A 12,513-nucleotide genomic window follows, 5' to 3' on the forward strand; every position below is an offset into this window, starting at 1 on the left:
AAAACTCTAAGACGTCAGACGTTAGACGTCTAATCGAGCGGCGCGGCCCGTGAGCCGTGAGTTATGGCGGCTTAGGGGCTTCAAAGTCGCCATAACTCACAGGTCGCGGCGCTCATGCGAAGTCTTTGCGGGTATGCAGCTCACCGCGGAGCGACCGACCAGCCAAGTTTTGCGGATCGTGCCACCCTCCGCGCACCAGCATTCGCGCAACTTTGGTGACCACCACTAGCGCTCCGTTCGCCATGTCGTTGTTGTTCAGAAGTACCTGGTGCCATCCCAGTGATCCGGTGATGAAGTCTCTGTCGTGATCCTTGGACTGTTGGGCCGCGCTGAAATGATGAAGGCCGTCATATTCGGCGCAGGTGCGGTACTTCCGGCAGACCAGATCAGGGGCGACCATACCTTTGCCGTCGCTGTTCACGAGCTCAATATTGCAGTCAAAATTGGGCAGCGAGGACCGGCCAAGCAACAACCGAAGCCTAGTCTCCGGAGGTGAATCTGAACAAACCCGAACCAGCTCCATGGCGGCACGCAATTTGCGCATGCCGCGCATTCCGGCGTGCTGGGCGATGAAGTCATTGAGCGTATTGAGTTCTACCATGGCAATTTTGGCGGGAGTGAAGCTGTAATGATGGGCGCAAACTATCTGGTCGGCAACCACCACAAGTTCCTCGACGCTGAGTAGTGGGGCCATATCGAGCAATGTTCGCTGCACAGAAGTGACGGGGACACCGTCAGTGATGACTACATCGCCCCGACCCAGCAGCAGTTCGTGGCCAATGACATGTTTGCGCTGGGGGCGGCACGTCCCCATGCCACTCGACAGGTGCAAGTCTTGCTCATTCTCAAACCGCCGCGGGAGGTACAGTCCGTGGATTGTGGCGGCGGTACTGTGGCTGACCACGCTTGCTGGCGTCACGCGAATGTGCGCCCGGCAGTTTTCGAGCAGGCTGAAGGGGACAGCGCTGGGCAGGCGAATTTCCCGGCTGGGTGTCCATAAATCAGCTGCGCGGGTTCTTGAACGGCCCAGTCCAGCGTTGCGCGCCTGCGTCAGGGTGAAGGGCTGACTGAGCTGCCAGGGGAGAGGCTGTGGTTTTCGCATAGTCCCATTGGCGCCCAAAAGTGCAGCCGATGGGGGCGAAAATGATCCGAAGTGTGAAATCTGTGGATAAGAGTGCCCGTGACCCGTGAGCTATGGCGGTTTAGTTGAGCCTAAGCCGCCATAGCTCACGGCTCGGCACGGGCTGCGGGGTGGGCGGTGCCTATGCCGGCGGGGACAGTCTGCGCACGGCCAAGGCCAGCCATAACTGGACCCTGTCGGGGGTCACCGCCGGGTCGTAGCCTGTCAGCTCGGCGATTTGCGTGAGTCGGTAGCGGACAGTGTTCCTGTGCAAGGTCAGTGCGTCGGCAACGGAGGCCACCGAGCCATTTAGCCTCAGGTAGGTCTCCAGTGTCTCCACCAGCTCGGCGCCGTGGGCGGAGTCAAAGGCAAGCAACGGCCCCAACGCCTCGGCGGCCATGTCAGCCATGGGCACATCTTCACTGGCCAGCAGCAAGGAGGTCAGGCTCAATCGCTCGGGAACGTTCACGTCCAGGCCGCGGGTGGCTGCTTCCCGGGCCTCAAAGTAGCTCCAGCGCAGCCCATTGGCTTGAGAATAGGCTCCACCGATGCCCACCGCAGCGGTGATGCCGACGTCGTGCATCTGGCGGCTCAACGCCCGGCCAAGGACCGCGGGATCACCCAACTGTGCCGGGACCACCAGCAGTAGTTCGTTGCGCCCTTCGGTTGTCATGACGGCCGCGACGGCGTTTTCCAGTTCGGTGGGAAGTGTCATGGTCGCCAGGGTTGCGAATTTGTCCTCGTCGGCGCTGACCAGCAGGACCATGTTTTTGGTGCCGGGGTTGATGGTCAAATTCTCCAGCCTGGAACTGGCATCCACCGCCGACAGGGTTCCGCGCACGATGTCGGAAATAACTGCTCCCGCCATCTGGCGCGCGCTCTGGCGGCGTTGGATGAGGTTGTTGAGTTCAATGCTGATCAGACCGCGTGCGTAGTCAATGATGCCGTCGTCGTGGAATGGTTTGCGCAGCCAGAGAGTGCTGGCGTCGCGTTTTCCTGTGGAGAGTGCGACGGCGTGCCAGTCGTCGTCGTGGGGAGTGTGGAGAGTGTGGGGGCCGCTCGGGGAGGTGGAGAACACTTCGCCGCCGTACTGGGTGATGGCCAGATCCGCGCCCACCATGGACGCCAGTTTGCGCAGCAGTGTGGGCAATCCGCCGCCTGCTAGTAGTGCGCGGGCAAGGACCTGGTGTTCGCGTAGTAGCCGTTCGAGCTTGGCATAGTGGTCTGAGGATCGGGCGTCCGCTACGAGTTTTCCGATGGCGATGAAGGGGGTGCTGTACGGCACCTCGACAATGGGCACGGCCCAGCGGTTAGCCTCGGCAATGAGTGCCGGCGGCACGGCCTGGTGCTCAAAGCCAATGCCAAAGCCGATGCCGACGGCGCCCGCCCGCCTGATCTGGCGAACGAAGGAGCGCTGGGCGTCGGCGGTGCCCTGCCGGGCCCCGGTGGTCAGGACCAGCTCGCCGCCGCTCAGGAACGCCTGCGGGTTTTCCAGCTCCGTCACGGCCACCCAATCGATGGGGGTGGTTAGCGGTGTCCGGGTGGAACCCATGTTCTTCAGGTTCAGCGTGGGGACGCCCATCAAGTCAGCCAGGGAAAGTGCCATGCGTTAACTATACAAACGCACTACAAGTCGGGGGCGCGGTGGTGCAAAAGGCTATTCTCTGCGGGCAAGTGTGGGGCTTAGGATCTGCATAGGCGGTAGTCCGCCGCACCATCCGCATCGAGCTAAAGAGGCAAGAACACTGTGGTCCAAACCTTGCAGAACTTCATCAACGGTGAATTCGTTCCGGTAACCGGCACAGATTCCTTGGATATCATCAACCCCACGAATGGGGAAGTTGTGGCCAAGGCGCCGGTCTCAAGCCAAGCCGATGTGGATGCGGCCATGAGCGCCGCCGCTACAGCATTCAAGACCTGGAAGCGGGCCACCCCGGGACAGCGCCAAAGCGTTCTGCTTAAGCTGGCCGACGCCATCGAAGCCCGCTCCGATGAGATCGTTGATGCCCAGCACCGCAACACCGGCCAGGTCAAGGGCATGATCGCCTCGGAGGAAGTTGCTGCCGGCGCCGACCAGCTGCGCTTCTTCGCCGGTGCCGCACGGCTACTCGAGGGCCGCTCAGCTGGCGAGTACATGGAGAATTTCACCTCCTATGTACGCCGCGAGCCCGTGGGTGTTATTGCCCAGGTGACCCCGTGGAACTACCCGTTCTTGATGATGATCTGGAAGATCGGTCCGGCCTTGGCGGCCGGCAACGTGGTGGTCCTGAAGCCCAGCGACACCACCCCGGAAAGCACACTTGTGTTTGCTGACATCGCCAAGGACATCGTCCCGGCCGGTGTCCTGAACTTCGTGTTGGGTAACGGTGCCACGGGCGCCGCGTTGGTGGATCACAAGACCCCCGCCATGGTGTCGATCACCGGCTCCGTCCGCGCCGGCATCGCCGTCGCCACCGGTGCTGCAAAGGGCCTCAAGCGTGCCCACCTTGAACTCGGTGGCAAGGCCCCCGCCATCGTCTTCGCCGATGCTGACCTTGGCACCACCGCGCAGTCGATCGCCGAGTTCTCCTTCTTCAATGCAGGCCAGGACTGCACCGCCATCACCCGCGTGCTCGTGGAGGAGTCGGCCCATGATGAGTTCCTAGCCGCTCTGGCCACAGCCACAAAGGGCCTGGAAACCGGTCATGAAGACGACTCCCTGAACTACTTTGGCCCCTTGAACAACATCAACCACTTCAACGCGGTCAGCGCAGTCGTGGAGAACATTCCCGCCTACGCCACAGTGGTCACCGGTGGAAAGCGCGCCGGCGAGAAGGGCTTCTTCTACGAGGCCACCGTGGTGGACGGCGTGAAGCAGACTGATGACATCGTGCAGCAGGAAACGTTCGGTCCGGTCATCACGGTCCAGACCTTCAAGACCGAGGAAGAAGCCGTGGAAATGGCCAACGACGTGGAGTACGCCCTGGCCTCCAGCGTGTGGACCTCCAACCACGGCGTGGCCATGCGCGTCTCCCGCGACCTGGACTTTGGCGCCGTCTGGATCAACACCCACATCATGTTGACCGCAGAAATGCCCCACGGCGGATTCAAGCAGTCCGGCTACGGCAAGGATCTTTCCATGTACGGCGTCGAAGATTACACCCGTATCAAGCACGTCATGAGCAACCTCGACGCATAGCCATCACCACGGCGGCACCCGGATGGGAGCGCCGTCCCACAGTATTTCGCAATCCCATTTTGAAAGGACTTTTCATGTCTGAAATTACCTACCGTCTTGAGCAAAAACGGCACCTCACTGGCGCCTTCCCGGGCCCGAAGTCCGCAGCGTTGGACGCCCGCCGCAAGGCAGTGGTCGCCGCCGGAGTCGCCTCCAGCGTGCCGGTCTACGTAGCCGACGCCGACGGCGGCATCATCACCGACGTTGACGGCAACTCCTTCATCGACCTGGGTTCCGGCATCGCCGTTACCAGCGTTGGCGCCTCGGACGCCAACGTGGTGGACGCCGTGCGCGAGCAGGTTGGCCACTTCACCCACACCTGTTTCATGGTCACCCCTTACGAAAGCTATGTGGCAGTCGCCGAGGAGCTGAACGCACTTACTCCCGGTACTCACGAGAAGCGCACGGTGCTGTTCAACTCCGGCGCAGAAGCCGTTGAGAATGCCGTCAAGGTGGCCCGCCTGGCCACAGGCCGGGACGCCATTGTGGCCTTCGATCACGCCTACCACGGCCGCACCAATCTGACCATGGCGCTGACCGCCAAGGCCATGCCGTACAAGACCAACTTTGGTCCGTTCGCGCCGGAGATCTACCGCGTGCCGATGAGCTACCCGTACCGCGAAGAGGCCGACATCAAGGGTGAGGAGGCAGCACGCCGCGCCATCACCATGATCGAGAAGCAGATTGGCGCCTCCTCGGTGGCCGCCATCCTGATCGAACCTATCCAGGGCGAGGGCGGCTTCATTGTCCCGGCCGACGGATTCCTGCCCACCTTGGCCGCCTGGGCCAAGGAAAACGGCGTGGTTTTCATCGCCGACGAGGTCCAGTCCGGCTTCTGCCGCACCGGCGAGTGGTTCGCCTCCCAGCACGAAGGCGTTGTCCCGGACATCATCACCATGGCCAAGGGCATTGGCGGTGGCTTGCCGCTGAGCGCCATCACCGGCCGCGCCGACCTCATGGACGCCGTGCACCCCGGTGGCCTCGGTGGCACCTACGGTGGCAACCCGGTTGCCTGCGCCGCGGCACTGGCTGCCATCAAGACCATGAAGGAGCACGACCTCAACGGCCGTGCCCAGAACATTGAAAAGATCGTCACCGACCGTTTCACTGCGCTTGTTGACGAACTAGGTACAAACGGCATCATCGGCGAAATCCGCGGACGCGGGGCCATGATGGCCATTGAACTGGTCAAGCCGGGCACGGCCGCCACCACCAAGGAAGTGAACGCGGAGGCCGCCAAGGCCATCGCCGGTGCCTGCCTGCAGGCTGGCGTCGTCATCCTGACCTGCGGCACCTACGGCAACGTCATCCGCTTGCTGCCCCCGCTTGTCATCAGCGACGAACTGCTCAATGACGGCTTGGACGTTCTCTGCGAAGCCATCCGCGCCGCAGTCTAATTGAATCACCGCAACCTCCCACCGCCTTGGGAGGTCGAAACGGTCTTTTGAGGTTGATTTATCAGCCTCGAAAGACCGTTTCTGCGTCCTGGCCGCTTGCGTCGGGGCATTGGGTAGGCTGAGATGAATACGGTGGCGCAGATGCCACAGGATTTGGGGGCTTGGATGAAGAACAGCGAATTTGACGAGCGGTATCCTGCCATTTTTCAGCCAGGTGGCGACGAACATGTGCGGACTGCCGTGCCGCCAGCACCTGCTTCGATGAAGCCGCGGGAGTCCGCAGTGGCCGTCCCAACTCGGCGAAATCCTGTGCTGGAACCCGCCAGCCTCGACCCGAAAAGCTTTTCGGAAAACCAGCCAACGGCGCCGGACTCGGACACGTCCGCAGATGAAGCCACTATGGTCGCCTCCGTCGCCGCGGATTCCGCCCCATGTCCGGCCTGGCGCTGGCTCATCCCCGGGGGATTCGCACTATTGCTGCTCGTGGCTGGCGTGTTCTGTCTGGGTGCACAGTATTGGGTTCCTGCGTCGCTGGAGATTGATCCGTCGAAGTTCCATGGGCTCAACGTGCAGCCGTGGGGCTTGTTTGTCTACCAAGCTGCGCCGTTCCTGCTCGGTGGCGGCGCTGGCATCCTCGGCGGGATGCTCTTTTTGGCGTCGCGGCGCTGGGCGGCGCGTGAAACCGTCCTGCGCACCGCCTTCGGTTTGTTCGCGCTCGCTGTCGGCGTGGCTGGCTGGGTGACGAACTTTGCTCTGGTGTTCTTCCCAGAGGCGAGCTATATGCGGACCGCGGACTACAACGCGGCACCGCAGCCTGCACCCCTGGCCTATGTGCTCATGTCATGTGGAATCTGGCTGCTGTGCTTGGCACTGCTGATGCTAGCCGTCTTGTTCGTGGTGCCTCGCCGCTGGCGGCACGTATGGCCCGACGCCGGCGACGGCACCAACCAGAACGTTCCCACGGACCGGGGACCGTCGGCAGGCCGCGGGCTGGTGTTTGGTGTCGCCGCAACGATCGCGTCAGTCTTCGCACTCTTTGCTCCCTACATGTTCCCAATGTCCACCGGCGTGCAGACCGTCCAGACGGCGGACGGCGGAACGTACAGCCAGCAGGCCTGGGCGGCCTTGGCCCAAGGACTCCTCGTACCACTCATGCTTGCCGGGATGATCGTGTTGAGCTGGGCCTGTATCACCCTGGCGGTTACGCCCCGGCGGGTTTCCCCGCAGGAGCACACCACTAATGCTGAGGCTGATGCTTGGACGTAGATAAGCTGGAACCATCATTGTCTTAGCGAAGGCTCACACAATATGGGGGATGGCTTGGAACACAAGGAATTTGATGCGCGGTACCCGGCCATGTTCCAACCTGGCGGGGACGGGCTGGAAGTTGTTCAAGCCGGGCCCCAACGTGTGGTCAGCGATGCGGAACCAAACGTTTCTGACTTCCTTACAGCCGAACCCGGAACCGTGAGGCCCGGTGCGGTATCGCCTGTCAGCACTGCACCCCGTCTCGCCACGGAGTCTGGTCACGTAGCGCGACCGTGGCCATTATCCGCATGGATTGCCGGGTTTGGCGTAGTGCTAGCCACTCTAGTGGCAAGTTTTGTTTGCCTCATGATCCAACATTGGGTTCCTTCCTCCCGACTGTTTGACACGAGTAATCTCGTCGAGATGATCGCGACTCCTTGGGGATTTGTTGTCATCGGCGCAGCCGTGCCACTGCTGGTTGCCGGCTTGGCGCTTCTTGCTGCTCTACTGTTTCTGGCTTCACGGCAGCATCCCGTGAAGGAGAGGTTCTTCCGCAAGGCGACAGTCGTCGCGGGGCTGGTTGTCATGGGTGGCGCGTTTGTGAGCGTCGCGTTTCCATTCATGTCCCAGCGGCAAAATATGGAGCGAAACCTGAACTACAGTCCGGAGATTTTCACCATTCCCTGGACTCAGCTGGTCATTGCTGCAACACACCCGCTTCTCGTTTTGGGCTTGGCTATTCTCGTCGTTGTGTTGGTTATTGGTCCCTTGCATGAGTGGGTCAACGCCGAAACAGAATCCGGGCAGGTAGGCGCAGCCCTCCGGGGGAGGTCGTCTGCGACTGTTGCCTTTTCTGCTGGTATTCTCCTGGCCGGCGCCGGGGTCCTGGCCCTCTTCGCGCCACGGATTTTCGCATCCTCGATGGCACCGACAAAGATTGAAATGGACGGAAGCTACTTATCGCTGCAAGCATGGCCAACGGTGCTGGTTGACGTGGCGCCTCCTGTATTGCTCGTAGGGTTTCTCACGCTGATGGGGGGAGCCCTAATTTTGATTTCCTCCCGAAACGCACTGCCGCGGGCCGCCTACGAAGACGCCGCCGCATGATTGCTGCGATCCAGCGAATCCGCCGGCGCAGGGTTGAGCTGCTCACCGGAGGGGCCGCCCTGGACATGAACCGTCCCCAGGAGCGGGCGGCCATTGAGGCCTTGGACTCCCGCGTGGCCGCGCTATTGGCTCACGGTGCACCCAATAAGGCTGCCGAGGTGGCGCAGGCGGCCGCCCTGCTGGAACAGGTCAAGGATCTGGCTGTTGCCTGGGCCACTCCCTCCTCCCACTATTTTCAGCACGACGCCGTCTCCTCCTTGATCCTTGACCGGCTGCGAGGCTGGGCCCAAGAATACGGATCCCAGTCCCCGGAAGTGGGCAACTGGTGGTTTTGGGAGATCGGCATTCCGCACCTCGTGACGGACATCGGCCTCCTCCTGGGCGATGCGCTGCCCGTTGACTGCCTGGCAGCAATCGATGGTTTTGTGGGGCACTTTGTCGGAGACCCGAACGTCCGCACCAAAATGCCGGAGCTGAAGGAGACCGGGGCCAACCGGGCTGACAAGGCAGCCATCGTCATCAAGCATGGTGCGTTGATGGGGTGGCCTGAAAGGATCGCGGCGGGCCGTGATGCGGTGGTGGATGCAGATGGCGGCGGTGAGCACTCGCTTTTTGGCTACGTTGATGAAGGCGACGGGCTGTATCGCGACGGTTCCTACATCCAACATGACAAACTCGCCTATGCGGGCGCCTACGGCCTTGTCACCTTGAACGAGCTGGCTGATCTGATGTTTCTGCTGGGGGAATCCGACTGGGCCATAGACATGGGGCAGGCCCGACCCTTCCTGGATTCCGTGGAGCGGTGTTATTCGCCGTTCATCACCGATGGCTACATGATGGACTGCACCCGCGGCAGGGGAGTCTCGCGGAGCTTCGCCACCGACGAACACATGGGCGCCGCCGCCGCGGGCGCCGTGGCGCGGCTTGCAACCTTGGGCGGCCCCGACGCGCAGCCGTACAAAAGCCTCGTCAAGGGATGGCTGAACAGGCATCCGGGCATGCCCATGGACCACCTGCCCCTGAACCGGATGGGGCTGTTGCACGCCGTTGCCAATGACCCAGATGTAACCCCCGCGGCAGCCCTGACCGGCCATCTGCAAACCCCAGACCAGGAACGCGTGGTGCACCGCCGGCTGAGCTGGCAGGCATCGTTCTCGCTTTCCTCGAGCCGGCGCGGGCGCTTTGAATGGGGCAACGGCGAAAACTTGCACGGCTGGTACCAGGGCGACGGCCAGGTGCAGCTGTTCACCAACACGGACCGGGGATCCTACTCGGGGAACTACTGGGCCACCAGCGATCCACTGCACCTGCCCGGAGTGACAAATGCGGTGCCGGAAGAGGGCCTCCGCGGGCACCGCGACGCGCCGGGCACAGGCATTCCTGCCGCCACCGCCGACTGGGCGGGCGGGGCAAGCTGGGCAGACGCCATTGGCACGGTGGGGATGCTCGCTGAGAACATCGACGACGGCGTCACCGCCGTGAAATCGTGGTTTTGTCTCGAGGATTCCATCGTGTGCCTCGGCGCCGGCATCACCGGCGGCAAGGGCCACCCCGTCCACACCACTGTTGAAGCCCGCAGATTGCAGCTGGCCCGGGCCCGCTTCGTGCTGGAGCCGGCGGAAGGCGAAACCCCCGGCTGGGCGCACCTGGAGAACGTTGGCGGCTATCTCTTGTTCGACGTCGAAGGGCTCCAGGCGGGCAGACACCGGCGCACTGCTAGCTGGCGCGAGGTCAACGTTGACGGCAGTCCCGACGCGGTCAGCGATAGCTACCAGCTCCTACACCTGGACCACGGCATGGACCCGGTTGGCGCCACCTACGGCTACAGCGTTTACCCCGCTGTGAAGCTGGCAGACATGCCGGCTATCGCTGTGGAACCGGGCTTTGAAGTCCTTGCCAACACCGCTGACGTCCAGGCCGTTCGTCTGCCACAGCGCGGCATCGTCATGGCCAATTTCTTCGCGGCAGGGACGGCAGGTGAGATTGCAGCGGACGGGAGCGCCGCCGTCGTGCTTGGGCCTGGACAAACGCCCAATGAGTTGCGGATCAGTCTCAGCGATCCCGCGCAGCGAAACCTGCCGCTAACCATCACCGTGCAGCGCCCGGCACAAGGACTCCATGAGGCACCGGAAGGGACCGAATTTACGCCAGGCGAGGGGTGCTTTGCCATGACGGTGCCCATGGCTGGGACCCGCGGCCACACGCAAACGCTGACCGTGCGCCTGGGCTGAGATGCTCTAGCTGCGGGGCTTGACCGAGTCCCTGATGATGATGTGAGTTCCCACGGTCAGTGTGTCATCGGAGGATGCGCCGGCGTCGTGCGAGAAATCGGCAAGGCCCAGGCGCACCGCCTCACGGCCCATGTCCTCCAACGGCACGTGAACGGTGGTCAGGCGGGGACGCAATTCATTGGCCATCGGGACGTCGTCGTAACCAACCAAGGAGACATCATCGGGGACCCGCAGGCCTTGCTCCTCCAGGGCTTGAAGTACGCCTGCGGCCACCACGTCATTGGCGGCAAAAACGGCTGAGAAGTCAAGGTCCGTGGCGAGGATTTCCTTCATGCGGGTGTAGCCGAAAGGGCGGCCAAAGGCGCCCTGCTGAACAAGAGCCGGGTCCTCAGCGATGCCGCGGGCTGCCAACGCCCGGTTGAATCCGGCCAGCCGGGAGGCCGTGGTGGAGAAATTGCTGGGCCCGCCAATGTACAGGATGCGCCGGTGGCCCTGGGAAATGAGGTAATCGGTCATGGCAAACGCGCCGCCCTCATTGTCGTACGCCACCATCTTGGTGGGAACGCCCGGGCCGAGGGACGGGCGCCCGCACAGAACAAGCACCGAACCGTCGGCGTCCAAGGCGCGGGCGCGGGCAGCCATTTGTTTGCGATAGGCGGGGTCGTCGGAGGCGCCGCCCACAAGGATAACGGCGTCGGTGCGGCGCTCCCTCAACAGGTCAACTAGGGCGAGTTCGCGTTCCTTGTCGCCGTTGGTGGCCATGATCAGGCACAACCGGCCGTCGGCGCTAGCCTGCCGTTCCACCCCGCGGGCAATATAGGCAAAGAAGGGGTCGGCCACGTCGTTGATGATGATGCCCACCGTGCGTGTGGTGGCACCGGCCAGAGCCCTGGCGTTTGCATTGGGAACGTAATTCAGCGATGCCACGGCGTGCTGAACCCGTTCACGGGTTGCTGCCGCCACGGGGTAATTTCCGGCGAGTGCGCGGGACACCGTGGCTACAGACACGCCAGCCACCGCGGCCACATCGGCAATGGTGGCACTCGTGGGGCGGACGTGCGCCGCTGCCGTGATGCTGGGTGTGCTCATTAGGCGATTCTCGCAAGGTCTTGGGCCAAAACGGGGTACGTCAGCGGCAAGCCTTGAACAAGTCTGCGGACCTCGCCCACCGCGTTGCTGCCCAAACGGTGCACCTCATTGCCCAACGCCCCTGCAATGTGGGGGGTAATGACAACATTGGGGAGCGTAAACAGCACCGAATCCGCTGGCAGGGGTTCCGGGTTTGTGACGTCCAAATACGCGTCCAAACGGCCGCTGACAAGTTCCTGGGTCAGGGCGTGGGGCTCAATGAGGCGGCCTCTGGCGGTGTTGATGATGAGCGTTCCATCCGCCATGGCGGCCAGTTGTTGGGCGCCGATCATGTTCGTGGTGCTGGGCATGTCGGGGGCGTGCAGGCTGACAACTGCCGATTCGCTGCACAGGGTGTCCAGATCGGTAAGACGCACCCCGAGCAAGGCGGCGGCTTCGGGGGATAGGTAGGGATCGTAGACAAGCACCTGAACGTCAAGGTTGCGCAGCAGGGCAATGACGCGCCTGCCCACCCGGGAGGCGCCTACGATCCCGATCGTGACATTGTTGGCGCCCAACGGCGGCATGTTCTCAAGGTTTCGTTTGACGTTTTCGTTCCGGTACTGGTGGACAAACCGGCTGGTGCGCTTCAAACCCATGATGATGGCCGCGAGAGTGAATTCGGCGACGGGTACGGCGTTGGCCTCGGCTGCGGAGGAGACGCTGATGCCACGGTCAAAGACGCTGTCGGTGACGAAGGTCTTGATGGTGCCTGCGGCATGAACAATGGTGTGCAAGGCGGGCATCCGCTCCAGCGCAGCATGGTCGATGACGGGAGCCTCCCACCCGGTGATCAGCACTTGAAGGTCGGCCAGCTCGGCGTCGGCGGCGGCAGTGAAATCCGTCAGCGGAACATCGGTGGCAAAGTCCATCATGGTCCGCAGCGCCGCAACATCGCCAGCACTAAAGAGCGTAGGAAGATTCGCCGGCCCCATAGCAAACGCGGCCTTCATAGGCTGCGATGCTCCAATCTCCTGTGTCAACGCTCTCTCCGTAAGTCTTATGGCGCCATAGAAAAATCGTAGTAAGCGGTTACTACAAAATCAGATTATTGCTGCGGTAATG

The 12,513-nt window shown here is 62.5% G+C and carries 9 protein-coding genes; 5 read left to right on the top strand and 4 right to left on the bottom strand.

Translation table 11 applies throughout. The features are described 5' to 3' along the window. Positions 1 to 112: 112 nt before the first annotated feature. Both CXQ94_RS01465 and CXQ94_RS01470 read right to left on the bottom strand, forming a co-directional pair. Positions 113 to 1,102 carry a hypothetical protein gene (locus CXQ94_RS01465; RefSeq protein WP_146070204.1) on the bottom strand — a complete coding sequence of 330 codons (990 nt, stop codon included), beginning with the start codon at positions 1,100 to 1,102 and terminating at the stop codon, positions 113 to 115. Between the two features lie 160 nt (positions 1,103 to 1,262). After that, positions 1,263 to 2,726 carry a PucR family transcriptional regulator gene (locus CXQ94_RS01470; protein WP_104086445.1) on the bottom strand — a complete coding sequence of 488 codons (1,464 nt, stop codon included), beginning with the start codon at positions 2,724 to 2,726 and terminating at the stop codon, positions 1,263 to 1,265. A gap of 141 nt (positions 2,727 to 2,867) precedes the next feature. Between CXQ94_RS01470 and CXQ94_RS01475 the strand changes: the two genes are divergently transcribed. The 5 genes from CXQ94_RS01475 to CXQ94_RS01495 all read left to right on the top strand — a co-directional run bounded on the left by CXQ94_RS01475 (position 2,868) and on the right by CXQ94_RS01495 (position 10,320). Beyond that, complete coding sequence (locus CXQ94_RS01475) at positions 2,868 to 4,298, top strand: gamma-aminobutyraldehyde dehydrogenase (RefSeq protein ID WP_104086446.1); 1,431 nt, start codon at positions 2,868 to 2,870, stop codon at positions 4,296 to 4,298. A gap of 74 nt (positions 4,299 to 4,372) precedes the next feature. Continuing rightward, positions 4,373 to 5,734, top strand: a complete 1,362-nt coding sequence (gabT, locus tag CXQ94_RS01480) for a 4-aminobutyrate--2-oxoglutarate transaminase (RefSeq protein WP_104086447.1) — start codon at positions 4,373 to 4,375, stop codon at positions 5,732 to 5,734. Positions 5,735 to 5,875: 141 nt separating this feature from the next. Continuing rightward, positions 5,876 to 7,000 (top strand): hypothetical protein, encoded by a 1,125-nt coding sequence (locus CXQ94_RS01485; RefSeq protein WP_219816966.1) that lies wholly within the window; start codon positions 5,876 to 5,878, stop codon positions 6,998 to 7,000. 405 nt (positions 7,001 to 7,405) lie between these two features. Beyond that, positions 7,406 to 8,089 carry a hypothetical protein gene (locus tag CXQ94_RS01490; protein WP_181034028.1) on the top strand — a complete coding sequence of 228 codons (684 nt, stop codon included), beginning with the start codon at positions 7,406 to 7,408 and terminating at the stop codon, positions 8,087 to 8,089. Further along, on the top strand, positions 8,086 to 10,320 hold the full coding sequence (locus CXQ94_RS01495) for a polysaccharide lyase family 8 super-sandwich domain-containing protein (RefSeq protein WP_104086450.1): 2,235 nt from the start codon (positions 8,086 to 8,088) through the stop codon (positions 10,318 to 10,320). Before CXQ94_RS01490 ends, CXQ94_RS01495 begins: the two co-directional genes overlap by 4 nt. Before the next feature lie 6 nt (positions 10,321 to 10,326). On the opposite strand, the gene CXQ94_RS01500 is transcribed toward CXQ94_RS01495, so the two are convergent. Together CXQ94_RS01500 and CXQ94_RS01505 are read right to left on the bottom strand one after the other, a co-directional pair. Beyond that, a complete protein-coding gene (locus CXQ94_RS01500; protein ID WP_104086451.1) occupies positions 10,327 to 11,409 on the bottom strand; it encodes a LacI family DNA-binding transcriptional regulator in 1,083 nt (360 codons plus the stop codon). Continuing rightward, entirely contained in the window at positions 11,409 to 12,401 is a 993-nt protein-coding gene (locus tag CXQ94_RS01505; RefSeq protein WP_104086452.1) for a hydroxyacid dehydrogenase, read from the bottom strand. Before CXQ94_RS01505 ends, CXQ94_RS01500 begins: the two co-directional genes overlap by 1 nt. Positions 12,402 to 12,513 lie beyond the last annotated feature (112 nt).

Source organism: Arthrobacter sp. GMC3, assembly GCF_002929305.1.
GTDB lineage: Bacteria > Actinomycetota > Actinomycetes > Actinomycetales > Micrococcaceae > Specibacter.